General features: G+C 59.3%; 22 protein-coding genes. All 22 read right to left on the bottom strand.

Annotated features, from left to right (window positions below; translation table 11 throughout):
• Window positions 1–2 precede the first annotated feature (2 nt).
• The gene (gene moaA, locus B5F39_RS11605; protein ID WP_087367729.1) at window positions 3–983 is read right to left on the bottom strand and encodes a GTP 3',8-cyclase MoaA; all 981 of its coding nucleotides are present in this window, start codon (window positions 981–983) and stop codon (window positions 3–5) included.
• Window positions 974–2,887 carry a molybdopterin biosynthesis protein gene (locus B5F39_RS11600; RefSeq protein ID WP_087367726.1) on the bottom strand — a complete coding sequence of 638 codons (1,914 nt, stop codon included), beginning with the start codon at window positions 2,885–2,887 and terminating at the stop codon, window positions 974–976. The genes moaA and B5F39_RS11600 overlap by 10 nt, the downstream gene beginning before the upstream one ends.
• A complete protein-coding gene (locus tag B5F39_RS11595; protein WP_158096039.1) occupies window positions 2,878–4,116 on the bottom strand; it encodes a molybdopterin molybdotransferase MoeA in 1,239 nt (412 codons plus the stop codon). Before B5F39_RS11595 ends, B5F39_RS11600 begins: the two co-directional genes overlap by 10 nt.
• Window positions 4,117–4,200: 84 nt before the next feature.
• Window positions 4,201–4,848 carry an SPOR domain-containing protein gene (locus tag B5F39_RS11590; RefSeq protein ID WP_087367719.1) on the bottom strand — a complete coding sequence of 216 codons (648 nt, stop codon included), beginning with the start codon at window positions 4,846–4,848 and terminating at the stop codon, window positions 4,201–4,203.
• Window positions 4,849–4,890: 42 nt separating this feature from the next.
• Window positions 4,891–6,384: a radical SAM protein gene (locus tag B5F39_RS11585; protein WP_143330736.1), complete on the bottom strand. Its 1,494-nt coding sequence runs from the start codon at window positions 6,382–6,384 to the stop codon at window positions 4,891–4,893.
• Between the two features lie 35 nt (window positions 6,385–6,419).
• On the bottom strand, window positions 6,420–7,733 hold the full coding sequence (gene ftsZ, locus B5F39_RS11580; RefSeq protein WP_087367713.1) for a cell division protein FtsZ: 1,314 nt from the start codon (window positions 7,731–7,733) through the stop codon (window positions 6,420–6,422).
• Window positions 7,734–7,760: 27 nt separating this feature from the next.
• A complete protein-coding gene (ftsA, locus tag B5F39_RS11575) occupies window positions 7,761–9,110 on the bottom strand; it encodes a cell division protein FtsA (protein ID WP_087367710.1) in 1,350 nt (449 codons plus the stop codon).
• A gap of 107 nt (window positions 9,111–9,217) precedes the next feature.
• Window positions 9,218–10,066, bottom strand: a complete 849-nt coding sequence (locus B5F39_RS11570; RefSeq protein WP_087367708.1) for a hypothetical protein — start codon at window positions 10,064–10,066, stop codon at window positions 9,218–9,220.
• On the bottom strand, window positions 10,053–10,937 hold the full coding sequence (murB, locus tag B5F39_RS11565; RefSeq protein ID WP_158096038.1) for a UDP-N-acetylmuramate dehydrogenase: 885 nt from the start codon (window positions 10,935–10,937) through the stop codon (window positions 10,053–10,055). The genes B5F39_RS11570 and murB overlap by 14 nt, the downstream gene beginning before the upstream one ends.
• Window positions 10,937–12,349, bottom strand: coding sequence for a UDP-N-acetylmuramate--L-alanine ligase (gene murC, locus B5F39_RS11560; RefSeq protein WP_087367705.1), 1,413 nt, complete (start codon window positions 12,347–12,349; stop codon window positions 10,937–10,939). Before murC ends, murB begins: the two co-directional genes overlap by 1 nt.
• Before the next feature lie 24 nt (window positions 12,350–12,373).
• Window positions 12,374–13,462, bottom strand: a complete 1,089-nt coding sequence (locus B5F39_RS11555) for a UDP-N-acetylglucosamine--N-acetylmuramyl-(pentapeptide) pyrophosphoryl-undecaprenol N-acetylglucosamine transferase (RefSeq protein ID WP_158096037.1) — start codon at window positions 13,460–13,462, stop codon at window positions 12,374–12,376.
• Complete coding sequence (locus B5F39_RS11550) at window positions 13,437–14,597, bottom strand: putative peptidoglycan glycosyltransferase FtsW (protein WP_087367699.1); 1,161 nt, start codon at window positions 14,595–14,597, stop codon at window positions 13,437–13,439. Before B5F39_RS11550 ends, B5F39_RS11555 begins: the two co-directional genes overlap by 26 nt.
• Before the next feature lie 3 nt (window positions 14,598–14,600).
• Window positions 14,601–15,974 carry a UDP-N-acetylmuramoyl-L-alanine--D-glutamate ligase gene (gene murD / locus B5F39_RS11545; RefSeq protein WP_087367696.1) on the bottom strand — a complete coding sequence of 458 codons (1,374 nt, stop codon included), beginning with the start codon at window positions 15,972–15,974 and terminating at the stop codon, window positions 14,601–14,603.
• Between the two features lie 57 nt (window positions 15,975–16,031).
• Window positions 16,032–17,045: a phospho-N-acetylmuramoyl-pentapeptide-transferase gene (locus B5F39_RS11540; protein WP_087367693.1), complete on the bottom strand. Its 1,014-nt coding sequence runs from the start codon at window positions 17,043–17,045 to the stop codon at window positions 16,032–16,034.
• 41 nt (window positions 17,046–17,086) lie between these two features.
• Window positions 17,087–18,478, bottom strand: a complete 1,392-nt coding sequence (murF, locus tag B5F39_RS11535) for a UDP-N-acetylmuramoyl-tripeptide--D-alanyl-D-alanine ligase (RefSeq protein WP_087367690.1) — start codon at window positions 18,476–18,478, stop codon at window positions 17,087–17,089.
• Window positions 18,478–19,980 (bottom strand): UDP-N-acetylmuramoyl-L-alanyl-D-glutamate--2,6-diaminopimelate ligase, encoded by a 1,503-nt coding sequence (locus tag B5F39_RS11530; protein ID WP_087367687.1) that lies wholly within the window; start codon window positions 19,978–19,980, stop codon window positions 18,478–18,480. The genes murF and B5F39_RS11530 overlap by 1 nt, the downstream gene beginning before the upstream one ends.
• A 29-nt stretch (window positions 19,981–20,009) precedes the next feature.
• Window positions 20,010–21,701 carry a penicillin-binding protein 2 gene (locus B5F39_RS11525; protein WP_087367684.1) on the bottom strand — a complete coding sequence of 564 codons (1,692 nt, stop codon included), beginning with the start codon at window positions 21,699–21,701 and terminating at the stop codon, window positions 20,010–20,012.
• Window positions 21,688–22,095 carry a hypothetical protein gene (locus tag B5F39_RS11520; protein WP_087367681.1) on the bottom strand — a complete coding sequence of 136 codons (408 nt, stop codon included), beginning with the start codon at window positions 22,093–22,095 and terminating at the stop codon, window positions 21,688–21,690. Before B5F39_RS11520 ends, B5F39_RS11525 begins: the two co-directional genes overlap by 14 nt.
• Window positions 22,076–23,026, bottom strand: coding sequence for a 16S rRNA (cytosine(1402)-N(4))-methyltransferase RsmH (rsmH, locus tag B5F39_RS11515; RefSeq protein WP_087367678.1), 951 nt, complete (start codon window positions 23,024–23,026; stop codon window positions 22,076–22,078). Before rsmH ends, B5F39_RS11520 begins: the two co-directional genes overlap by 20 nt.
• Window positions 23,023–23,463, bottom strand: a complete 441-nt coding sequence (gene mraZ, locus B5F39_RS11510; protein WP_239391240.1) for a division/cell wall cluster transcriptional repressor MraZ — start codon at window positions 23,461–23,463, stop codon at window positions 23,023–23,025. The genes rsmH and mraZ overlap by 4 nt, the downstream gene beginning before the upstream one ends.
• A 376-nt stretch (window positions 23,464–23,839) precedes the next feature.
• Window positions 23,840–24,808 (bottom strand): mechanosensitive ion channel family protein, encoded by a 969-nt coding sequence (locus B5F39_RS11505; RefSeq protein ID WP_087367675.1) that lies wholly within the window; start codon window positions 24,806–24,808, stop codon window positions 23,840–23,842.
• Between the two features lie 150 nt (window positions 24,809–24,958).
• On the bottom strand, window positions 24,959–25,936 hold the full coding sequence (locus B5F39_RS11500) for a peptidyl-prolyl cis-trans isomerase (protein ID WP_158096036.1): 978 nt from the start codon (window positions 25,934–25,936) through the stop codon (window positions 24,959–24,961).
• Window positions 25,937–25,990 lie beyond the last annotated feature (54 nt).

The following is a 25,990-nucleotide window of genomic DNA, read 5'->3' as shown; positions in this document are numbered from 1 at the left end:
TTTCAACCTCCGATTCCCGACATGTGGAGCGTCCCGGTCTTTACGTCGCTCCAGCAGCGCGGCTTCTCTCTTGCCGCATTGAGCAGCGCTTCGCGGAGCGTCGCGGCGTCTCTGCTTTCTATTATAGCTTTAAGCGGCGTCTCGTTCTCGCTGAAAAGGCACGTCCGAAGCCCGCCTTCAGCAGAAACTCGCAGGCGGTTGCAGCTCCGGCAGAAGTGATTCGTCACTGCGTCGATGACGCCTATTCTGCGCCCGGTCGCCTCATTCATGAAATACTGCGCCGGGCCGTCCTCTTTCGAGCCGCCGTTTTCTTCTTTGATCCAGCGTCCTCCGGGGAGCATCGACAGGATTTCCTCTCCGCTTATGAAGGCGTCCTTGGACCACACGTCGTCCTCTAGCGGCATGAATTCTATCAGCCGGAGCAGGAGGCTGTTTTCTTCGGCGAACTCCAGCAGCCGCCCCACTTCCCCGTCGTTGAAGCCGCGTATCAGCACCGTGTTGAGCTTTATGTTCGTCAGCCCGGCGCGCCGCGCGGCTCTGATTCCGGCGAATACGCGCCCGATGTCGCCGATCCTAGTTATGCTGCGGAATTTCTCCGGCTCGAGCGTGTCTAGGCTTATGTTGAGGGAGCCGAGCCCCGCTTCGGCAAGACCGTCCGCGTATTCCTCAAGCAGCGAACCGTTGGTCGTAAGGGCAGTTTTTGCCTGCGGCATAGCCGCGTGAAAGTCCTTCAAAAAAGGCACCAGTCCCTTTCTTACAAGCGGTTCGCCGCCGGTAAAGCGGAATTTCCTTACGCCGAGCTCCGCGAACGCGGCGCACAGAAACGCTATATCTTCGTAGCGAAGTATGTCCCTGTGGCTGAGGCACTTGACACCCTCTTCCGGCATACAGTAGGTGCATCGGAAGTTGCAGCGGTCGGTCACGGATATGCGGACGTAGTTAAGCCTGCGTCCGAAGCCGTCTACAAGCTCGTTTAAGGCCATCTGTATCCGCCCATTTCCTCCACTTTCGAGCGCCATTCCGCGTCGTTCAGGCTGTCGAGCACGGCCGCGATGCCGGGATGGTTCATGTATTCCTCCGGGATCACGAGCTCGTATGGTTCTTCGGTCAGCGGGATGAAGTCGAGCCCCAGAGCGTCGGCGGCGGATTTTATGCCGAGCGTCGCGTCGGCGAGCCCGGTGTAGACGCGGTTCGCCGCCTCCATGTGCGTCGTGCATATCTGCGAGTAGCCTTTTATTTTATCCGGCGTCACTCCGTGCTTTTTCAGCAGATGGTCGAACAGGACGCGCGTGCCGGCTCCCGGCTGGCGGTTCGAGAAAACTATGTCTTTTTCGCAGAGGGAGGCGAAGTCATGGATTCCTTTCGGATTTCCGCGCGCTACGATGATTCCCTGCGTGCGGTAGAAGACGAGCACGCGGTTCCATTTTCTGCCGCCGGAGAAGCGCTCTATGAAAACGTCGTTGTATCCGCCCGTTTCCTCGTCGAGCAGATGCGCCGCCGCGAAGTGGCATTCGCCGCGCGAAAGCGCCGCAAGGCCGCCCATGCTCCCGACGGTGCGCGAGGCGAAGTCCGCTCCGCGCCTCCGCACAGGCGTCACGAGAAGCTGTATCGCGGGGTCGTCCGAGCCCTGGAAGAGCGCGCGCCTGTCGTAGTCCACTCTGCGCGTCATCCAGAGGTTTATTTCAGTTTCTTTCTCGCATTCGAGAGCCGACGGCGGAAGCATCGCTATCGCGTCGGACTCGGCGAGCGCCCAGAGCACGCTTGCGCCGGATGTGAGCGCCCACGCGTAGAGCTTTTCGCCGACGCGCGCCGTTTTCACTCGCAGCCATTCCTCTATTCCGGCAGGGGACGAATGCTGCACGAGCAGCTTCGCCGCTCGGCTTCCGAGAGTTCCTACGGCTTCCTTCATCATCTCCGTATATTCGGCGGCGCGTCCAGTGAGCAGGCGGAGCAGCGGATAGACGAGCGACCAGAGCGTTACGGCCGTGGACATTGGGAATCCCGGCAGGCATATCACGGGTCTGCCGTTTATTGCGGCGGCCATGGCAGGACGGCCCGGCTTGACGCGCACGCCCCGGAAGAGCACTTCTCCGAGCGATTCAAAAACTTCAATCGTGTGATCACGCCTTCCTTTTGCGGAGCCCGCTCCGACGAGGACTATATCGTAATCTTTCGCGCCACGTTCAACGTATTCTTTCAGAATTTCAAGATTGTCCGGGAGTACTGGGGAAACGTCTATCGAATATCCCCAGCGGCGGAAGGAGGCGGAGATAAAGAGCGAATTGCTCTCGGCGACCGTCCCAGAGCGCTGCTGCTCGCGCGCGAGCCATTCTCCGCGCGGTATTATCTCGTCACCGGTCGGGATGAAGAGCGTCTTCGGCGAACGGTAGACGGGGACTTCGTCTATCCCCGCGCAGAGAAAAAGGGAAATCAGCGCGGGAGAGACGATCTCGCCCTCGCGCGCGATTATCTGCCCGGCCATGACGTCTTCGCCGAGCGGCCGCACGTTCGCGGACGGGGTAAGAGGCTTGAAGACGGAGATGGTGCCGCCATCCGTCGAAGAGTCTTCCACCATGAGGACGCAGTCAGCCCATTCCGGCAGAGCCGCGCCTGTGTTCATCCACTGCCAGTTCCCCTCCGCGACTTTCGCCGGCGTCGCGGCCGACGCGCCGGCGGTGTCAGACGAACGCAGAGCATAGCCGTCTACCGCCGACGCCGCGTAATGAGGCACGTTGCGCCCGGCTAGGACGTCTCCGGCCAGCGCCCGGTCGAGCGCCTCCGTTATCTCCATCTTCGTTTTGAATTTATCCGCGTCTTTCCCGAATCTGTTTTCTAAAATCTTCCACGCTTCTTCCAGCGTTATATGTTCCGGAAAATTCAGCGCCATAGCCACACCTCCGCATATTCTCCCGCGCGCGCGGTCTCGCGGTCTTCCGGTATCCTTATGAAGCCGCACGCGCCTGACAGTATCGATATATACCCAGATTTCGCCGCCAACGGAGAGACTGTCCCGTCCGCGTTCAGCGAGCATGGAAAGAACTCTTCCGGCCCCGTGCGCGCCGCGAGGTCGCAGGCCAGAGGCATCAGAGTCCTGGTCCAGCACTCGCGTTCATCAGCGCCGATAAGGCGCAGGAGCAGCGGCAGAAGCACGGTGAAACCGACGGTAAAGCAGGAAAGCGGATGCCCCGGCAGACTGACGGCGAGCTTGCGCGCGGCAGCGTCCGCCGCTATCAGCGTAGGCTTGCCAGGCGCGATGTTGATTCCGCGCACGAGCAGCCCTGGCTCCGGCAAGGATTCAAAAAGCCGCGAGCAATGGTCGCGCACGCCGACCGACGAGCCTCCGCTCAGTATCAGCACGTCGCATGCGGCTAGCTCGCAGCGGAAGCGGCGCTCGAATTCAGCGCCGTCGTCCGAGACTATGCCTCTGTATTCGGCGGGAAATCCGAAGCGGGACAGCAGGGCCCCGACGCTCCATCCGTTCACGTCGCGCACCGCTCCGAGCGGCGGATTCTGTTCCTCAGCCGGGACTATCTCGTCTCCGGTCGAGAGAATAGAAATCTTTATATCATGTACGGGCAGTTTTGCCGCCCCTATCGCGGCGAGCACGCTTACCGTCCGAAAATCTACGAGGCTTCCGGCTGGGAGCAGCTCCTCGCCTTCGGCGACCTCTTCGCCTTTGCCTATGACGTTTTCTCCGCCCTGTACGCCGCGCCGTATCTCGACCCAGCCTCCGGCTTCTGATGTATCCTCGAGCATCACTACGGCGTCGGCCCCGTCGGGCAGCATTCCGCCGGTCGGGATGGGGCACGCTTCGCCGAGCGAGAGCGTGAAGCCGGGCGCTTCTCCCATCTTCACTTCGCCTTTCTTCGATAAAAAAAGCGGGGTCCCCGGCGTAGCGCCTGCCGCGTCCATGTGGTTCACGGCGTAGCCGTCGCGCAGGCTGCGGCGGAACGGCGGATACGGCGCTGGGCTCGTCACAGCCTCCGCGCAGCGGCGTCCGGCGGCTCCGCGGAGCGCTACTTCCGTTTTCTTACAGTTCCACGGGAAAGCGAGGCGTTTTTCTATTTCGTCGAGCGCCGCTTCGCGCGGCGCGACCTCTTTTACAAAACCCGCCATAGGATCAGCGACCTTTCGTATGCGTTTTAGCATAAAGAACGCCGGCTTCTCTCCCGTTGATCGGAAAGAGGCCGGCGTCTCCGTTTATTTTACCGATACTACATAGACGGGGAATCCGGCGGCGGCGAGCTTCTGCGAAAGCGCCTGCGCGTCCTTCTTGTCCTTGTGTCCGCGCACCCTCACTTTATAGAAGGGCTGCCCGTCGAGCTTCTCGTCTACAACGTAGGCGGAATAGCCCTTTTCGCGCGCCTGTTTCACCGTGAGTTCCGCGCCGGAACGCGCACGGAAGCCGCCTATCTGCACATCCCACCTCGGGCCGGAGCTCTGCGCCGGCTTCGGCTGCTGCGTTACGGCAGGCTTCGGCTTATCCGCAGGCTTTTGAACCGGCTTCGACACGACCGGCTTCGGTTTTTCGGCGGGCGCCTCGGGCTGCGCCGGTTCCGGCTTCGGCCGCTGCGGCGCGTCAGGCGTTATCGTAACAGGCTCGTCCATGTCAACCGGCGGGAGCTCGTCGCCGTAGTCGTCGTCGGGGACATACGGCTCCGCGACGGACGGCGTTTCCGGCACGCTCGGAAGCCGGCCTCCCTCGCGCGGCGGCGAGAAGAAGAAAAGCTTTATGCTGAAATAAAAGAGCGCCAGAGCCATAATGACGGCGACCGGCATTATAAGACGCCCGAGGATGTTCGAGGCCGTGCTCTTTTCTTTGAAATTTCGAGACCTGCGAGTAACCATGAAGAGAATACCTCCGTAGCGATTCAGGACGCGCCGCGTCCGCTAGATGAACTTCGCGATTTCCTCCGCCGCCTCTTCCCTGTTCGCTTCGGGCAGGCGGGCGCCGCCGTTTTCTACGGCGGCGGCGAGGGCCGCGCTCTCTTTATATCCGTACCATGCGAGGCGGAACTCAGCCTCGGCTTCCTTGATTCCTGTGAGACGAAGCTGCGGAGTCTTCTTCGTTATGCTCCGCACCTCCTTCTTTATTTTCTCATACTTTGCTTTAATTGTGCGGCTCCCGGCAAAATTTTCCCCGCTCCACGGAGTCCGCGGCTTCGGGACGAAAGGATTGACCGAAAGTGTGAGGGCGAGCCCCGTTTCGCCGATTATGCGGCGGCACATTGAAGCGACGGCCTCTATATCGCAGTCGGTCTCGCCCGGGAGCCCCGTCATAAGGTAGAGCTTCGCCTTGTCGATGCCGAGCGAACGGGCCATGGCGAGTTTTTCGACGACGAGGTCGTTGGTGAATTTCTTACCGCACGCGAAGCGCAGGCGGTCGCTTCCTGTCTCCGGGGCCACCGTCACGCTGCGCCGTCCGCTCTCGGACATCGCCGTTATCATATCCTCCGTGAGCCTGTCGAGACGAAGCGAGGCGAAGGAGACGCCCGCCCCCTTTTCCCTGAGCTTGGCGAGAAGCGGCGTGATGAACGGATAGTCCCCCGCTTCGGGCGTGACCAGCCCGACCTGCGGAACGTCGAAGCGCGCCGTCACGTCGTCAAGCGCCTTCCCGACCGCCTCGAATTTGCGGAAGCGCATTCTCCCGAAGCATCGAGGCAGAGTACAGTAGGCGCACGAACGCGCGCATCCGCGCTGAAGTTCGATCAAAAGCGTCTTGCCGAATGTTCCGCGCGGGGTCGTCCATACGCTGTGCATCGGATATGGACCGTCGAGAGAGAGCTCACGCGCGATGCGCAGCTTTGAATTTCCAAGTCCTTCCCTGACATGTACCGGAGGGACGAAGACGGTCGGAACGGCTGCGAGCTCGCGCCACAGCTTCTCCCGGCTTCCGCCGCCGTAACGGCGCAGGACTCCGGCTATCTCGCCCATAACGTCCATGCCGTCGCCGAGCACTACGAAGTCGCAGACGCCAGACGCGACGAGAGGGTTGATGTAGGTCAGCGCGCCGCCCATGCCGACGACGGGGAAACCGCCCTTTTCGCGCTCCTCCGGCCTGAGTGGGACGCCGGCGCCTTTCAGCCATCTGAAGAATACCGGCACGTCGCACTCGTAGGCGATGCTGGCCGTTATTACTGGAAAGCGCTCGAGCATCGTATCGGCGTCGGCGGAACGGTAAGGAACCGGCGAAGCGAAGAAACGCTCCGCCGCCGCGCCGAGCTCGCGCAGCGTCTGAAAGACGTACTGATAGCCGAGGCTCGCCGCGCCTATGGAATAGTCCGCCGGATAAAAGAGAGCCCAAGGCAAATCTCCTCCCTTGGGCAGTTCTTTTATCCATTCCTCGTCTCTTCGGTACTCTTCCCAGCTCTGCCAGGCGGTCACTCTGGCTGGACGGGCGACGGACGGACGCGTTTTTTTCAGGATTCGCGCCTCCGTCTCAGGAAAGACGGCGTGTCGTACTGATCGACCGGCGCGCCGCTTTTTTTGAAGAGGTCGTCGTCGCCCTGCTGGACCGTAATCGTCTTGACCGGCTCTGCTTTTCTGGGCTGCGGCTCGGGCTGCTTCTCCGCTTCCTGCGCCTTCGGCTGCTGCGGAGACATTCTGGCGGCGGTATAGTTGTTAAGGTTCTTCACTGCCGCGATGTCCAGCCCCTGCGTTGTGACGCCGGTCGAAGCCGGACGCTGCTGCGCCGCCTGCCTGTGCGGGAAGGCAGTTCTGGCCTGCGGCTGAGGTTCCGGCGCCGGTTTTTCGTCCCTGTCGCCGTCGAAGCCAGTCGCGATGACGGTGATCTGTATGGCGTCTTCCATTTCCGGATCGAAGACGTGGCCCCAGATGATGAAGGCGTCCTCGTCCGCGGCCTCTGTGATTATGCTTATCGCCTCGTTTATCTCGTGGATGCCGACGCTCGCGCCTCCAGTGATGTTGAAGAGTATGCCCTTGGCGCCGCTCATCTTGCAGTCCATAAGCGGGCTGTTTATAGCGTTATAGGCTGCGGTAGCCGCGCGTTTCTCGCCGTAGCCCTCGCCTATGCCCATTATCGCGGTTCCGGCGTTCGACATTATAGTCTTGACGTCGGCGAAGTCCACGTTGACCAGGCCGGGACGCTTGATGAGGTCCGTAACGCCCTGCACTGCCTGGTGGAGCACGCCGTCAGCCATTTTGAAGGCGTCGTTGACCGAGGTCTTCTTGTCGGTGACGTTGAGCAGTCTGTCGTTCGGTATGATGATGAGCGCGTCTACTTTGTCGCGGAGCTGCTCGATGCCCATGTTGGCCTGACGTATCCTGCGCCGTCCCTCGAAGGTGAAGGGCAGAGTCACGACGGCGACTACGAGAGCGCCGGCTTCTTTGGCTATCCCGGCGATGACCGGCGCGGCTCCCGTGCCGGTGCCGCCGCCCATCCCCGCCGCGACGAAGACCATGTCGGCCCCTTCGACGACTGAGCGAAGCTCCTCGCGAGACTCCATCGCGGACTTGCATCCGATTTCTGGGTCAGAGCCTGCTCCGAGCCCCTTCGTAAGCTCCTTGCCGAGGATGATGCGGCACGACGCCTCAGACAGCTCTAGATGCGCTATGTCTGTGTTGGCGGCGATGAATTCCACTCCTGTCACTCCGCCGCGTATTATGTGGTTGAGGGCGTTGTTTCCCGCCCCGCCGACGCCTACGACTTTGATTACCTCGCGCGCCGGGAAATTCGATTTATCAAGCTGAAAAATTTCGGACATTGAATCCATGGCTAAAACCTCCGCACAAAAAAGCCTCTAAAAGAGATCCTTGAACATATCGCCGATAGACTTCAGAGGGTTGAAGCCGCCCTCTCTACGTTCCTTCGGCCCCGGTGCCGAGCTTTCGCCCGACGGAGGCGCGTAGGCCGGCATCTTGGGCGCTTCGGCCTTGCCGCCGCCTATCGCCGGGTTGTCGAGATAGCGGAACGGGTCGCGCTCTCTCGTCAGGATGTACTTGATGATGCCGGCCGCCGACGAATATTCCTGCGTGTTGCGTCCCGGAGGCATACGGTTCGCGTCCACAGGCATCGCCACCCTCGCCGGGAGGTCCATCATATCGAGCATGAACTCGTCTATCCCCTCGGTTTTCGAGACGCCGCCCGTCAGCAGTATCCCGCTTGGAAGCAGCGCGACGCGCGACGCTTTTATCTGCGGCTTTATAAGATCGTTGGCCAGCTCCTCGAGCCTGCATCTGACTATCTCGTACAGGTCGGACTTCGATATGTCGAAGTCGCGCGAGCTGTGCGTGAAGCTTATCGTCTCGTCCGGGTCGAAGTCGCGGCGCAGCGACACGGTGCGTTTGAGCTCCTCAGCCTTGTTGAGCGGCAGGCGCAGTACGCTGCCGAGGTCGTTCGTTATATGGTCGCCTCCTACCGGCAGAAGGCCGAGATGCTTCGGACGTCCGTCGGCGAAGACGGCTACGCCCGTCGTGCCTCCGCCGATATCTACGACTGCGGCCCCGGCGAGCGCGTCCTCTGGAGTGAGGACGCCGAGAGCTGAGGCGAGCGGCTTTATGACGAGGCCGTTTACGTCGAGGCCGGCGCGGCTGACGCAGTTCATGACGTTCTGTATCGTGGCTGTCGGCACTATTATCGACTGGACCTCGATGTCGAGGCGCATCGCGTTCATCCCGAGCGGGTCGTCTATGCCGACGTTGCCGTCGAGCGAATATTCGACGGGAATCGTGTGGAGTATGCTCTGATTGGCGGGAACTACGACGTCGGCCTGCGCCGCGTCGATGACGCGCTCGATGTCGAGCCGCATGACTGGGCGCGGAGTGCGCCCGAGCGAAACCATACCTTTCGAGCGGACGCTCGTGACATCGCCGCCGCCGAAGGAGACCGTGACCTCGTTTATATCCTGCCCTACCATGTTCTGCGCGTCGCTGACGGCCTGGCGCACGGACTTGACGGCTTGGTCGAGATTGACGATGAGCCCCTTCCTTATGCCGTTCGACGGAGCCTGTCCGACGCCGATTATCTGAGCTTCGTCCCCCTCCGCGCCGCGCTCCGCGACGACGACCGTGACCTTGCTCGTGCCGAGGTCGAGGCCGACGAGAAGATCGGGCTCTATATTCTGACGGTAGCTTGATGTTTTCTTAAACAAATTAAAACCCCTCTCTCTAGGGATGAACTCTCTCTATTATTTTACATTATAACTCTTTTTGTATAAACACATTCGCGGCATTGCGCGGCGTGACGAGCTGCAATTTGTCATTTTTTCCCGCTTTCGGCCTTTTTCTCCTCCTTCTTGTCCGTTCCGGTGTTGCGGAGCAGTATCTTGTCCTTGTAAGTGCAGTCGATAAAAATATCCGGCGGCATGTTTTCAGGCGCGCCGTACAGCTTCCGCACGGCGAGGACAGATTCAGCCCAGCGCCCTGCGTCGTCCGGAAGCAGCACTTGCGCGCCGTTGTCCTTGGTTCCGGGGCGGTATAATATGAGGCGCACGACTGGCGTCCCTTCCTTCACTCCTGCCTGGACGTATCTGACGTACGGCGTGAGCTTCAGCGCGCCGAGCTGAGAGTACCATCGCGAAATGAGCGCGATCGGAAGGCTCGAGTGGAAGACGTTCCCTTCTGAGCCGGCCATGTCTATGGGAGTCGCGCGGTCCGAGCTCCACGCCAGCACAGGAAGCTTGTCCGCGCCTCCCCTGTCGATAAGCCTGTTTTCGGCCAGCGATGCGAGCCACAGCTTGCCCTCGGCCGAAAGATACCAGAAGCGCCCGCCCCAATAGACCCTGTAGACCGGGACGAGCGGACGGACGCCGACGAGAAATTTGCCCCAGCCTTTGAGCGAGACGTCTATCTCCACCGGGTAATAAGCTTCGATGAGCTCCTTGTACTCCCTTCTGTGGAGCCAGAAAGAAGGCCAGAAGCGCTCTCGCTCGGACGGTATCGTCCCCCACACGACGTACTGAGGGAGGGCGTCCAGCGGGTCCTGTTCAATGAGACTGACACGCGAGACGGCGAAGCGCGCCTCAGCCGCCGCCAACAGCCCGGCGGCGAGCGCGCACAGGATTATCAGAAATTTTTTTAGCCTCCGCCTGCGCCTAAAACGCCCCAAAGAATTTGATTTCATATTCCAGCTTTACCCCGAACACCGCACGCACTCGCGCGCGGCATTTTTCCGCGAGCGCGAAGATGTCGGACGACGAAGCGCCTCCGCGGTTCTCTATGAAATTGGCGTGGCGCTCGGAGACGAATGCGCCTCCGACCGACAGCCCCTTGCATCCGCACCTGTCGAGCAGCATGCCGGCCGCGCCCTCCGGCGGATTCTTGAATACGCAACCCGCCGTTTTCGCTCCTATGGGCTGCCCTTTCTTGAGAGAAGAATAATGTCTTATATTTCTGATAATGTTATCTTTGGTTGAATAAGGAATGCGCAGGAACGCGCGTGTTATCAGAAACGGCGCGGCGCTTCCCCACGGCGAAGCGCGATAGCTCCATTTTAGCTCGCCGGCCTCCCATACGCGCAGTTCGCCGTTTCTGGATACAGTCTCTATTCGCTCGACGAGCGGAGCGAAGCTGACGCCGCCCGCCCCGGCGTTGCCGCATAGCGCGCCCCCGACCGTGCCTGGGATTCCGGCGAGAAATTCCAGCCCGCCGAGATTTTTTTCTACCGCGAGCGCGAGCAGCTTTTTAACGGGAAATCCGGCCTCTATCCATGCGCTGACGAAGCCGCCGGCGCCGGCGAACGACGCCGCCGTCATGCCGGAGCACGATACGACGCCGGCCGCGAGCAGGCCGTCCTGCACGAGCACGTTCGAGCCGCCGCCAAGCACGTAGACATCGCCCTCAGAGGCCGCGCCGGAACGCACGAACGATACGGCTTCCTCAGACGAGCGCGGCGCGGCGAGCCAGAGGCAGCTTCCTCCGCTTCCCCACGTGTTGAGCCCGCGCAGAGGGCAGTTCTTGCGTATCTCGCATGCCGCCATCAGGCCGATATCTCCCCGAGTTTTGCGGCTATCTTCTGTCCGAGCGTTCCGACTGAGCCGGCCCCTATCGTGAGTATAATATCGCCGGAGCGGGCCGCCTTGCATACAGAGGTGATGAGGTCGTCGAAATTTCCCGAAAGCTCGTAGTGCGAGCGCATGTCGTCGGAGGCGGCGTCGAATATGAGCTGGGACGACACGCCCTCCATCGGGCGTTCGTCCGAGCCGTATATGGGCAGTATGAAGGCCCTGTCGGCAAGCGAAAGAGCCTCGGCGAATTCTTTGTAGAGCGCGGCGGTACGGCTGAAGCGGTGCGGCTGGAAGACGGCGACGATGCGCCTGTCCGGAAATATTTTGCGCACAGTGCCGAGCGTAGCGGATATTTCGTTAGGGTGGTGTCCATAGTCGTCGTAAATCATGATGCCGTTGACCTCTCCGGTCTTCTGGAGGCGGCGCTTCGCCCCCTTGAACACCTTGAGCCCTTTGAGTACGGCGTCGTGAGGTATCCCCATCTCGTGCGCCGCTGCGTAGGCAGCGAGCGAGTTGAGCACGTTGTGCTCGCCGGAGACCGAAAGCTCCACGACGCCGAGATCTTCACCGTCGTGAAAAAGGCGGTACGCCACGCCGCCGCCGGCATGGTGGCGCACTTCCGCCGCGCCCCAGTTCCACGAGCGCCCCCAGCCGTAGGTCTCTATCTCGCCGCCGATGGAATATTCCTCGCGCAGCCGGCGGATGCCGCCGTCCTCCATGCACACGATTATCTTTCCCTCTTTTTTCGAGTTGGAGAGAAATTCCGCGAAGGCGTCGGTCACGGATTTAAATGTCATATAATGGTCGCGGTGGTCCCAGTCTATGTTAGTCACAACGGAAATCTCTGGATGGAAATATACGAACGAGCGGTCGCTCTCGTCGAGCTCGGCTATCATGTAGTCGCTCTGTCCGAGTTTAGCGTTCGTCCCTATCTGCAGGACGTCGCCGCCAATCGCTATCGTCGGGTCGAGCCCGGCCTCTTCGGCCACAAGCGATATCATCGATGAAGTCGTCGTCTTCCCGTGCGTGCCGGCGACTCCGACTCCGCGCCTGACGTTGAATATCCGGCTCAGTATTTCAGCGCGGCGCGCGACCTGGATGCCCTGCTGCCACGCCTTGAGTATCTCTGGATGGTCGTTCGGTATCGCGCTTGAATAGACTAAAATGTTCGGCATGAATTCGTCGATGTGCTTGGCTTCATGTCCTATAATTACGGGAATATTACGTTCCTCGAGGTGCTTTATGTACGAAGTGCGCACAGTGTCGCAGCCCGAGACTTTGCAGCCGATCTGGTCGAGCAGCAGCGCAAGGCCGCTCATGCCGGCGCCGCCGATCCCCATAAGGTGGATGCTTTTATTTTTAAGGTTCACGTCCCTGTTTTCCATCTCAGCGTTTTTCTCCCTTCGCCCTCAAAACGCGGGAAAGAGCAGGCTCCACAGATTTTCGCAGATCGCGCCGCCGCGCCCGCCGGAACCTCCCGCGATTTTCTTTTTCCCGTCATGTATGCCCTTCAGCTTAATAAGCGCTGAAACAAGCGCTTCATATCCATCGTCCTCAGTCCATATCATTCCGTCGTTCTCCCCCGCGAAAGCGAGCGCGTTGAAGTACTGGTGGTTGTCGGCGGCCTTCATCCACGGCACTACTAGGGCCGGGATGCCGAGCACCGCCGCCTCGGTCAGAGTCGAGCCTCCTGCGCGCGTCACAAGCATATCAGCAAGCCCGTAGAGCTGCGCCGCGTCCCAAACCTTCGGCAGAAGCCGCACGTTGGGCGACGGGCTTTCGATTTTCTCCGAGACCGCGGCGAATAAAAACGTCCACCGCGCGAAGGCTTCTTCCTGCGCGGCCCGGCACAGCTCGTCCTTCACGCTGCGGCTGCCGAGCGAGCCGGTCATCGCAACGACGACTGGGCCGTCCGGCGCTTCGCCGTCCAGCCCTAAATTTATCCACGCTTCGCCGCGCGCGGGGAGCGCAAAATCGCGCACGGGCACTCCCGCGCGGATAAATTTCTTTTTCGGAAGCGGATCGCACTCGCTCCACCCGCTGTATATCTCCATCCCGAGCTTCGCCGCGAGGCGCGTCGCCTTGCCGGCGCGCGCATTCTGTTCGTGAAGCGCGCATCTCACTCCGGCGCGGCGGCATGCCGCTATGACCGGCAGCGAAAGATAGCCGCCGAATACCAGAGCGGCGTCCGGCGCGAAGTCCCTCACCAGCGACGACGCCATTCCGTACGACGTGGAAAGGGCGCGAAGCCTCGCCGCCTTCTGCGCCGGTCCTCGTCCCGCGAGCGGCGAACCGTCGAGCGGCAGCACGGACGGTTCCGCTCCCGCCGCCGCGTATATCTCGCGTTCGAGCGGACGGGAGCCGCAGATATAGCGCACATCGCACTCCGGATGTTTTTTATTTATCCACGCGCCGAAGGAGAGCGCGGGCCATATATGTCCGCCCGTGCCTCCCGCGGCGAGAATAAGCCTCTTAGGCCGCCGTTCTTGCGCGGTCATCGTCCTCATCCTCCAAGTAGCTGTCCTTCTCGAGCCGCAGTATCAGCCCTATTCTGGCCCACATAGTCACAAGCGAGGTTCCGCCGTAGCTGATAAACGGCAGCGCCATCCCTTTGAGCGGCATCATCTTCGTGACGCCGGCGATGTTTATTACAAACGGCAGGAGTACGGTTAGAGTTATGCCCCATATCAGAGATGCCTTGAAATCGTCCTGCGTGCGGAAGTATGCCGCGCGCGTCTGCAAAAGCCAGAATCCGAAGAGCGCTAGAACGCACATGGTACCTACGAAGCCGAGCTCCTCGCCTATCGCGGCGTATATAAAGTCGGTGTAAGCCGCAGGAAGATAGTTCAGCTTCTGGAAACCGTGACCGAGCCCCGCCCCCCACACTCCGCCGTTGGCGAATGCTATGAGCCCCTGAATGGCTTGGAACCCTTTGTTGAGCGGGTCCTCCCACGGGTCGAGGAAGGCGAATACGCGCCTCATGCGGTATGGCTCGAGCAGTATCAAAAGAGGAAATGCTACGCCGCCGACAAGGCCGCCGGCGATCAGAGGATAGCGCCAGCCTATGCGCTCAACGAACATGCCCATGGCGACGACGAATACGAGTATAGTCGTTCCGAGGTCGGGTTGTGCCAGGAGCGGCAGAGCCGTAAAAATTATGAGGACGAGTATGCGGCAGAAAATCTTCATCGGGTCTCTGTCGCCGTCGCGCGTCAGGAGCTTCGCTACGTGAAGCGCGAGCGCGAGCGCTAGAAGCTCGCCGGGCTGCAGCGAGACGCCGAGCCCTGGAAGCCTTATCCACCGGCTGGCGCCGCCCGCCGCGTCGCCGATTCCCGGGATGAGCGGCAGCCACGAAAGCAGCCACATGAGCAGATAGAGCGGCGCGGAAAGCCTGCGCCACACGCGCACGGGCACGGAATATACGAAGAACATGCCGCACATAGCGATGGCGAGCCAGCGAAGCTGGCGCAGCCCCGTCTGAAACGGCGTCCCAGTCAGCACGAACGAATTGGGGCTCGTCGTGGACGTAATCATGAGGATGCCGATGCCGCTGAGTATCAGCGGTATCACCCATATGAACGGGTTCGCCCTGTATCTGTGTTCGGACGGCTCATCCGGCCCGCGAAGCGCCATTGCCTAACCTTCCGTCTTTATTATATCTTCCACGACGCGGCAGAAGTCCTCGCCGCGCGCCTTGTAGCTTGTATACATGTCCCAGCTCGTGCAGGCCGGCGAAAGCAGCACCGTATCGCCTTCCTGGGCGAGCTTCCACGCGCTGCGTACGGCCTCCTCCATGCTGCGGACTAGTCTGTAGTTTTCAAACCCTGCGACGGAGAGCGCCGAGGCGATTTTTTCCTTTTCGGTACCCAATATGACCGCGGCGCGCGCGTTCTGTTTCACCGCTTCGGCGAGCGGCCCGTATTCCTCGCCCTTGCCCTGCCCGCCGAGGATCATCACCTTCGTGCCCGGCAGCGACGTCATCGCAGTGACCGAGGCGGCGACGTTCGTTCCCTTAGAGTCGTCCACGAAAGTCACGCCGCGCAGTTTTCCGGCGAAGGCGCAGCGATGCTTCGGCGGCACGAACGAGCCGATCAGCTCCGGCGTCAGCTCGCGCGTGTTGAATATGGCGAGAGCACCGGCGGCCATCGCTGCGTTCTCAAGGTTGTGCTTCCCCAGCAGTTTTACGTCGCCGAACAGGAAGAGCCTGCGCTTCATGCGGCAGCCTCCGCCGTTTATCCACGCCGCCCCGACCCCTTCGTCGAGATATATTCCCCGCTCGTGCGGGTCGTCCTCGTGCCACGAAAGCGGGAAGCGCTCCACGCCTTCTTTTATATGAAGCGCATCTTCGTCGCGCTTCTGGTAAATCGCCGCGCCGCCTGGCGCGAGGCAGTTTATGAGATTGGCCTTAGATGCCACGTAATTTTCGTATGAACCGTGCCAGTCTATATGGTCGGGCGCGAGATTGGTGACTATCGCGAGGTCGCACATGAATTCGCGCGCCCAGTAAAGCTGGAAGCTCGAAAGCTCCAGCACGATGAAGTCGTAATCGCGTCCCGCCGCGTGCGCGACGGCGTTGCCGATGTTGCCGCCCGTCATAACGGAATATCCGAGTTTTTCGAGGAAATAGCCTATCATAGAGGTCGTGGTCGTCTTCCCGTTGCTTCCAGTCACGCCGATGACTATGCCGGAGAGATAAGGATTTACGAAGTCCAGCTCGCCCGTCACTTTCATACCGCGCCTTAAAGCCTCGGCAACGATCGGCGCCTTCGGCGAAATTCCAGAGCTGACGACGATCTCGTCGGCGTCGAGCGCGCGCTCCGTGTTCCCGCCGCATTCGCAGGAAATCCCTGCGCTTTCAAAAGCTTTCCGCGTTTCTTCGGAAAGTTCCTTAGCCTCAGATACGAATACTGCAGCGCCGAGTTTCGCCGCGAGCTCCGCGAGGGCGCGCCCGCTCACGCCCGCCCCGACGACCGTTATTTTTTTGCCTTTAACCTGCGATTCCTCATACATCTGACATCACCAGCAGCTTTCTTTATTCAGAACACCAATTTATAATGATAGCTCAAATCAGACGAGAAGCACAATATAGACCGTGCACAAAATCACGACGCCTATAAGGTGGATTATCCAGAAGCGCGTAACTATCTGCGTCTCCGTCCAGCCCGACATCTCAAAATGATGGTGTATCGGGCTCATCTTGAATACCTTCCTGTGAAAGCGGCGAATCGCTATTATTTGTACGGCGACGGAGAAAATTTCCACGCCGAAGAAGAAGCAGACCGGAATAATATAAAATACGACGCCTGAGCACACACAGAGCGACAGCATAAGCCCCGCAAGAAAATGCGCGCCGACGTCGCCCATAAAGACCGAGGCGGGGTTGCAGTTGTGCCACAGGAATCCCAGACAGAGCGCTATCGCCATCGCGTTGAACATTCCGGCGGCAGGGTTGCCGAAAAGCGCCGTAACGGGCAGAAGCGCGGTAAAGGTGATAAAAGAGCATCCGGCGGCGAGCCCGTCAAGACCGTCTGTCACGTTGACGGCGTTCTGAAGGCCGACGCCGATGAACGTCACTATGGCGACGAAGACCGGGAACGAGCGTATGACGCCGATCCCGGCATAATCCGTATAGAAGAACATCCACGCAGCCCACGGCAGAGTCACGGCGATCTGCAGCGCCAGCTTCTGCAAACTCGTGAATCCGTCGCTCGAATGGCGGCGGTATTTCAGCCATTCGTCGGCGAAGCCGACGGCGGCGGAAAGTATCGGATAGGAAAGTATCGCTGCGGAGCGCGTGACGAATTCCCCGTATCTGCCCCAAAAAGACGTTTCCATATCGCTGAAGCCGAAAAACATGTCGTTGGTGAGGTACATAAGCACGGGCACGCATAGCAACGCGACCGCAACAAAAACGACGCCGCCCATCGTGGGAGTCCCGAGCTTCGTCTTTTCGTGCCACGCCGGGCCGTATAGCTTCGTCACCTGCTCTATTTTTTCTTTGTGCATCACCTTTATCCACCATTTCTGGAGGAATATCTCAGCGAAAAATACGAACAACATAAAAGCAACAATAAGAACCATCGTCGTGCCTCCGTAGTCAAAAGCCGCCCTGCAGAGGCCGCTTAGCGCTCAGTCAGCGCGGAAACAACTTTCTTCAGACCGTAGGAATTCGACCCCTTGACGAGGACGAGCCGTCCGTCAAGCCCGTCTTTCACGACGAGGCCGGTCATCTCGTCGAGCGATCCGCAGAGCCGCATATTCGGGGCGAGCGGAGCGCCGCACTCGGCCCATTCCGCGCCGAGAAGAAACACCGAATCGAAGCCGGAAAGCATCGAAAGTATGTCGCGGTGATACTTCGCCGCGCTTTCGCCGAGCTCGCGCATTCCGGCCAGCGCCGCCGTTTTCTTTAGGCCGAGGCTGTGCGCCGCCTCCTCCGCGTTCTGCACCGCGGCCTTCATAGATGCGGGGTTGGCGTTGTATGCCTCGTCTATCACCCAGCCTCCTGCCGCGCGCCTGCAAAGGCCGCGTCCGCCGAGCTGCTTCATCGAGGCGAAGCCCGCCGCCGCGTCCTCGGCGCTTACGCCGCAGTCCATCGCCGCGGCGATGGCGAAGCATATATTATACGCATGCTGCCTGCCGAAGAGCGGCGCGGTGAAGGCGTATTCCGTCCCTTCGAAGCGGCATGAGACGGACGTCGCTGGACCGCCTTCGCCGAGGGCGACGGCGCAGCTTTCAATCGACAGATCAGCCCCGCCGCCGTATCCGACGCCTGTTTTTATAACGTTATCATAATTATGGGACATAACATCGCGCAGCAGCGAGTTGTCGTAATTGTAGATGATTTTGCTGAGTTTTGAGCTTCCGCATATTTCGAGCTTCGCGCGCAGAACGCCCTCTACGCTGCCGAAGCCTTCAAGATGCGCCGGGACGACCTCCGTGATCACGACCGTTTCAGGCGGGAAATATTTTACCATCTCGGCTATCTCGCCGAAGTGGTTCGTCCCGAGCTCAAGTACGAGCACTTCCGTATCCTCAGGCATCGAAAGCGCCGTCAGCGCGCAGCCTATGATCGTGTTGAAGCTCCTTACCGCCCCGTGCACCCTGCGCTTCGACGCGATCGCTGCCGTCGTCAGCTCGCGCGTGGTGGTCTTCCCTACGCTGCCCGTTATCGCTATGGTTTTGGGCGTGACACGGCGAAGATACTCCGCGGCTATAAGTGCCAGGGCTTCCTCCGTGCGGCGTTCCGTTACTATGAGCGACACCGCCGGGAAATCGTTCGGGTTTACCCCTGCGCGTTCGAGCCCTTCGCGCTCGGCGAGAATCACCGCCGCCCCCTGCTCCGCCGCCTGCTTTATATATAGGTGCCCGTCGGTTTTGGCCCCGCGTATGGCTGCGAAGCCGTCGCCGCCGCGTACCTCGCGGCTGTCGCATCTCCACTGACGCGCGGCGTCCGTATCAGGACCGTAATGGACGCCGCCGCACGCCGCCGCCGCTTCGGCCGCCGTAAAGGCCATTACAGCAGCCTCCTTCCGCGAAGCCGGCACCAGTCTTCGACCACTTCCTTATCGACGAGGTGTATCGGGCCGTCCTTGAGTATCTGCTTCGTTTCCGGCCCGCGCCCCGCTATCACGACCACGTCGTCCGCGCCTGTCATATCGAGTCCCTCATATATCGCCTCGCGGCGGTCGGGCGTGACGCTGTACGGAGCGTCGTGTTTCTGGACGCCGGAGAGTATCTCCGAAATTATCGCCATAGGCTCCTCGCTGCGCGGATTGTCTGAGGTCACGACGACGTAGTCGGCGAGGCGCGAGGCTATCTCGCCCATTATCGGGCGCTTCGTCCTGTCGCGGTCGCCGCCAGCGCCGAAGACTACGATAAGTCTGCCCTTGCATATAGGGCGCACGGCGGTGAGCACCTTTTCGAGCCCGTCCGAGCTGTGCGCGAAATCTATCACGCAGGTGCCGCCGCCGTCGATCTTATAACGTTCTAGCCTCCCCGGCACCTGCGGCATTTTCTCTAAAGCCTCGAGCGCGCTGTGCACGGATACCCCGACAGACCAGGCGAGCGAAAGCGCCTGAAGCGCGTTCAGCACGTTGTACGCGCCGAGCAGCGGAAGCTTCAGCCCGCGTCCGCCGTTATTGCCTGGAGCCTTCACCTCTATCTCAAGGCCGTCGAGTGAAAAGTTCTTTATAGAAGCGGAGAAATCCGCGCTTTCGTCGAGCATTCCGTAAGTTATCGCACGCTTGCCAAGCTCTTTCGCCAGCCTGCGGCCGTACTCGTCGTCTATATTGACGGCGGCCTGCCAGTTGTTTCTCATATACCTGTCGAAAAGTATTTTTTTCGCGGCGAAGTAATCCTCCATCGTGCCGTGAAAATCGAGATGGTCTATCGTAAGGTTTGTAAATCCCGCCCTGTCGTAGGCCGTGCCGCTGATGCGCCCCTGCACGAGCGAATGCGACGAGACCTCCATGACGCACGCCTTGCAGCCGTTGGCCTCCATGCGCGCCAGCAAGTTCTGGAGGTCGGCTCCTTCCGGCGTCGTGTGTTCAGCCTCTTCTATCCTGCTTCCGTCATCGTAGACGACCGTGCCGGCAAGTCCCGTTTTAATCCCGGCGTGTCCGAGGATGGCCTGCGTCATGAAGGATGAAGTAGTCTTCCCGTTCGTACCCGTGACGGCTATCATCGTCATTTTTTTCGACGGTTCGCCGTGGAGAAGCGAACATACGCATCCCATTGCGGAGCGCACGTCGGGCGTTATTATCTGCGGAACCGCCGCCGCGCTCTCGCGCTCGCACAGGACCGCGGGCGCTCCTTTCGCGGCAGCCTGCTCTATAAAATCGTAGCCGTCGGAATGGTCTCCCTTCGCGGCGGCAAACATAAGCCCCGGCGCAGCCTTCCTGCTGTCGCAGACCATGCCTTCTATTTCAACGGAATCTATGTCGCAGCCCTCCGGTATATGTACGTGCTTGCGGAGCGGGCTTTTATCCAGAATATGGACGAGCTTTCTGAAATTCATGACAACATCTCCTTTTGTTCTGCTTTTCTCTACATATTTTCAGGCGAAATCTGCACTATGTCTTCAACTATGGATTTGAACACAGGCGCGGCGATCTGGCTTCCGTAGTATTTTTTGCCCTTAGGCTCGCCTATGCTTACCAGCATTACGTAGCGCGGCTTTTCGACCGGCCAGAAGCCAACGAACGAGGCGACGTACTGCCCTTTGGTATATTTGCCCGACTGGGCTATCTGCGCCGTTCCCGTTTTGCCGGCTATTTCGGTCTTATCTGTATTCGCCAGCTTTCCTCCGCCTTCCGACACGACGCGGCGCATCGCGTGCCTTATAAAATCAGCAGTTTCCTTCGAAATAACCTGATAGCGCACCCTGCGCTCCCCCTTATGGATTATCTTGCCCGTGCTGTCGCGCACCTCTGACACGACGTAGGGCTTCAGCAGTTTGCCGCCGTTGGCTATACATGAAATGGCCATGACCTGCTGAAGCGGTGTGACCGCTATCCCCTGTCCTATAAAAATGTTGGCGGGGACGGTGCCTATCCATTCCTCGGGCTCCTTTATCAGACCCGATTCCTCGCCTGACATCTCAACCTCGCTCTTCTCTCCGAAACCGAACTGCCGGAGCATGCCGTAGGCCTGATACTTAGGCACGTTCATCGACATCAGCGACATGCCGATGTTGCACGAATTCATCAGCACCTGCTCGAGGTTCTGCACGCCGTGCGCCCTCTTGTTGGCGTCGCTCATCGTTTTGTCGAAAAGCTTCATCGTCCCCCTGCAATTGTATGTGCTGGAGCGCGAGGCCGCTCCTGTCTCCAGCGCTATCGCCATCGTTACGGGCTTGAATATGGATCCAGGCTCGAATACGCGCCCGAGCGCGTTGTTGCGCACTGCGTCGGTATTCGCTAAATTTTTCCTGTCGTTTGGATTCAGCGTGGGATAGCTCGCGAGCGCGACTATTTCTCCAGTATACGGATCGACGCATACTCCGGCTGCCCACCCGGCCTCGACGGCCTTGGCCCCGTCGCTGAGACGCCACTCGAGTATCTGTTGTATACGCGAGTCTATCGTAAGCTTTATGGAACCGGCGGTATCTTTGACGATGCCGGATTTGCCGCCCATTATGTCCATAGTGCTGCCTTTGGAGTCGCGCGTCATGAAGCGGGTGCGCGGAGGCGAATAGAGTATATGGTTCCAGGCGAGCTCTATCCCAGCCTGTCCGTACTCGTCGATGTCACAGAAGCCGAGGACGTGAAACGCGAGGGATTCGTGGGGATAGTTGCGCTGCTTTTCGGAAAGAGTATAAAGGCCTGGAATCTTTTTGGCTTCGAGCGCCTCCGCCTTATCGTTCGGCAGATTGCGCCCTACCCAGTGGAAACGGCCGGGAAGATTTTTTGAGAACTTTTTTACCGCCGCGGCGCCGAAGAACGGCCCCAGCTCCTTGGCGTTCTCTGTATCCCAGTATTTAGGGTCTATAAAAAAGCTTTTAGTTGGAATCGATATGGCGAGCGGTATGCCGTGCCTGTCTTCGATGCGTCCTCGCGACGCGCTTACGGCGACGTTGGCCCAGTACTGTTTCTGAGACTGCTGTACTACACGGCGGTCGGGCCAGAGCTGAACCTTCGCGGTGCCGGCCGCAAGTACGCACAGCGCGGCGAGAGCCGCGAACCATATAGAATGCGAACGTCTCGGCCCGTCATCCTGAGGACGTTTAATCCTTGGCATGAGCCCTGTTCACGAACGGGTTCAGGTTTTCTATGAGACCGCCTTTTTCCGCCGACGCCGTCATGAGTCCGGCGTTAGCCATCAAGACGGCCTTCTGCTCTATTTTTACCACTCTTATATTTTCGGCGTTGTTCATTCCAAGATTGGTTCGCGCGTAGCTGTATATCCTCGCCGGCGAAAGAAGCTGCGCGTACCGGCGCGACAGCGCGAGGTTCTCTTCACGGCAGGCCTCTATGCGCCCGGACGTTTCAGATATGCGGTGCTCAAGGTATAGCCCGTAGAGACGGAGCGTTCCGAGAGCCGCCGCGCATAAAAAGACGCACAGAAAGCTTAATACGAACAACGAAGAATGCCTGTTGGTCTCACATTCGTGCTTATGCCCGTTTCGGCGCATCCTCGGCCCCTCCCCTCTCGTCTTCTTCGTCAAATTTTTGAAATACCCTCATTTTGGCGCTGCGCGATTTGTGGTTCGCTTCAGTCTCTTCTCCGGCCGGAAGAACGGCTTTTCTGGGATTAGGCTCCCCTTCGCCCTCTTCCTTCCATTTTCTGAACCTGTGCTTGACCATCCTGTCCTCCAGCGAATGATACGAGATGACGATGATCTTTCCGCCTGGACGCAGAATGGAGAGAGCGCCGTCCAGCGCTTCGTCGAGCGCGCCCATTTCGTCGTTTACCGCTATGCGCAGCGCCTGAAAGACACGCCGCGCCGGATGTCCTCCCATCCTCCGCTGAACCGGGGCGGGAAGTATCTTTCTGATGAGCTCGACAAGCTCGCCCGTTGTGCGCAGCACGCCGCCGCGCTCACGGTTTCTGACTATCCCCTTCGCTATCTGAAAGGCGTAGCGTTCTTCCCCGTAGTCTCTGAATATCGCGGTCAGCGAGGCTATGTCGGAACTTTCAAGAATATCGGCCGCAGTCCGCCCATCAGACCCGTCGCCAGAATTCATTCTCATATCGAGCGGGCCGTCGTTCTGGAACGAAAAGCCGCGTCCGGCTTCGGTGAGCTGAAGGTTTGATACGCCGAGGTCAAAGAGCACGGCGTCGGCGCCTTCGAAGTCCCCTTCGTCCGCGAGTCCGCCTATGCGGCGGAAGTTATCCGCGATTATCTTCCAACGTCCCGCAAACGGAGCCAGGCGTTCGGCGGCGATCGCCCGCGCTTCAGCGTCCTGGTCGAAGCCGTAAAGCTTCGCGCCGGCATGCTCTTCAAGCACGCGCGAGCTGTGCCCCGCGAGGCCGAGCGTCGCGTCTACAAACACGTCCATCCGCTCAAGCTCCGCGACGGCGGCCAAAACTTCGTTCAGCATGACAGGCGTATGCTCTTTCATATCTCTTCAAGCTCCTCGGCCATATCGCTGAAATCAGCCAGAACCTCGGCGCGGTGTTCCTCCCACTTAGCCGTATCCCAAATCTCTAGATGGTCCTCGGCTCCTATCAGAGTAACCTCCGTGCAGGCTCCGGCATAATCGCGCAGTATCTGGGGTACGAGTATCCTTCCGGCGCCGTCTATTTCCTGCTCCGTCGCCATAGAAAGCAGGACGCGTCGAAAATCGCGGGCTTTTTTCTTAAACGACGAGAGATCTTTCAGCTTTTCAAGAAGCTCTTCCCAGCGCTGCACTGGGTAAAGCGCTATGCAGCGGTCGATACCGATGGTCGCTACGACCGACGAACCAAGCTCGCCGCGGAACTTGGAGGGCAGCACAGTCCTGCCCTTTCCGTCGATCTTGTGGTTGTAGCTTCCCACCAGCATCAATAATGCACCCACTTTCCACCACTTTATCCCACTACGCTACACATTACCCCCTAGGGGGTCAAACCGCAACGCTTTGAAATATAAAGCAATAAACAAAATTAAGTCTGTAGTACTATTATTTTAGAAGCATGAATTTTCTCAGTCATAGTGCGGTTTTCTATATTTCAGTCACTTAATGTTGTCTAAAAGTATGCATACAAAAGTTTTTTGTAATTTTTTATTCTTTAAGCGAAGCTTAAATATACATTAAAAATATGTGCGTAAAAAACTCTTGGCGGGAAGCCGTTTACGTACGAAAGCAAATAGGCGGCATAAAAGAGAAGGCGGACAAAAAAGAGCGCGGCTGCGCCGCGCCCGGTGTTATATTGTGAAGGCTGTATGCGGTAAATTAATCTTTTCCCACTGATCCTGCGTCCGTCCGTTCGCACCGCGCCGCTTCCGAAGCGGAGCTTTGAACGGGTCTGTTTATGTAGTTGCTGGCCGCGGGATAGGCGAAGCGTATGCCCGCATCGGAAAAACGGGCGCGCAGCGTCTCCCTGAACTTGTATCCTACCTTCCACTGATACCCAGGCGCGGTTTTTATAAGACAGCGGAATTTCACGCCGTCCGGCAGATAGTCGGTGATGCCGCTGAAAGCGTACTGACTGTAAATCTGCGGGTCGCCTGAGTTTATAGTTTCTTCAGCGAGCGCCGTCATTATCTCCTTCGCCTTGGCGTAGTCGTCCTCGTATGGTATCGTCACATATATCGCTGCATACGACCAATCCTTGGTGTAGTTTATGACGTCCTGTATCGTGCTGTTCGGAATCATGATAAGGTTTCCCTCCAGGCTGCGGAGACGGGTAAGGCGCAGTGTGAAGAGTTCGACCGTGCCCTCGTAGCTTCCGATGCGCACCCAGTCGTTGACGTTGTACTGGTCCTCGACGACTATCAGCACGCCGTTGATTACGTCCTTAATGAGGCTCTGGGCCGCCAGTGAAATGCCGAGTCCGGCTATCCCGATACCGGCGAGCACGGGGCGGATGTTGATCCCTATCGCGGCGAGTATGGCGAAGCACATGGCGAGCCCCAGCATCGCGCGGGCGAGCTGCGTCGTGAGCTGGCGCAGCGTCGCCATCCTGTATATGACTATGTCGACTCTGCCCTCTTCCGCGCCGCGCATCGACAGTTTGGCGCGGTCCTCCGCTATGCGGAAAAGACGGCGGATGACGCGGCAGGCGGCCCTGTCCAGAAATATCCATAGCACAAGCGTAAAGACGACGAGCACTATCGTCGCCATGTTTTTCAGGATGAATTCAGCGAACGCCTCTCCGCTCGCGAGCGGCAGACGGCTCATTACTTCCTCAAAAACCGACAACACTCACGCCTCCTCTGTATTTGTCTGCGGTGCCGCCGTCTATTATACCAAGCGCCGCGCCGCCGCGCGACACCATATAAAAGCATGAAGCCCGGCGTTTTAGGGCCGGGCTTCATAATATCTGAATCTGAAGATTCGTAACGTGATCCGCTACTGCTTTTCGGCTTCCGGCGGCGTTACGTCGCCTGACGCCGGAGCGGCGTTTTCCTCCGGGAGCTCCAGGGCCGGTTCGACTTCCGGCGCCGCGGGAATGCCGGCGAGGTTTTCGAGCGCCGCTTCGTCAACTTTGACGCCGAGTTTTTCACGAAGCGCTTTCAAGTCCTCGTCGATGTAGTACATCTGCATGCGCTGTTCGACCTCTTTGCGCGCCTCGTCAAATGTCAGTTGTTTCTCGGGACGGCGCTCAAGCACTTCGAATACATGCCAGCCTAGGTCTGTCTTGACAGGGGCGGAAAGCGATTTGAGCTGCGCTTTCTCTATCTCGGAGGCGAGCGGCTCCGGCATCATGCCTTTTTCGACCCAGCCGAGGTCTCCTCCGCGCGCCGCCGTGGTTGTGTCGCGGCTGAATTTTTCAGCCGTCTTGGCGAAGTCCTTGTCTTTGTAGATGTCGAGTATGGCGTTGGTCGCCGAGCTTTCCGACGAGGTAAGGATGTGACGCACGTGCGCGCCTGCGGCCTGGACGAATTCGTCCTTATGCGCGTTGTAGTAATTCTTCAAAGCCTTTTCACTCATGTCCCATTTGGCGCTGCGTTCCTGTATGTACGCCTCGACCAATAGTTGTACGCGCTGCCATTTCAATCTGAAGGCGATGTCATCGCGCTCGGCCAGGCCCTCGAGCCGCGCGCCTTCCGCAAAGAGCAGAGTGTCCGCCATCTGATTCGCCATTTCCACTCTGTCGGCGAGCGTCGATTGGGTGAGCATAAGCCCCACCATCATCACGTTGCCGCCGGCGGAGCTCTGAAGCAGCTGCAGCATTTCCCTGTCGGTCAGAGTTTCTTGTCCCGCCGTCACGACAGGCTTCGGCGACTCGGCTGGCGCGCTCTTTTCTTCGGCGAAGCCGGCGGAGGCGAACGCCGCGGCGCATAACGCGGTCAAAATACCCGCGAGAACTTTCTTCTTTACTGACATACTGGTCTCCCCCTTGAATACGTTAGGCTTTCGTCCCGGATATGCTAGCATAAA

The organism is Cloacibacillus sp. An23 (genome assembly GCF_002159945.1).
GTDB lineage: Bacteria > Synergistota > Synergistia > Synergistales > Synergistaceae > Caccocola.
This window is presented reverse-complemented; position numbering and strand designations above follow the sequence as displayed.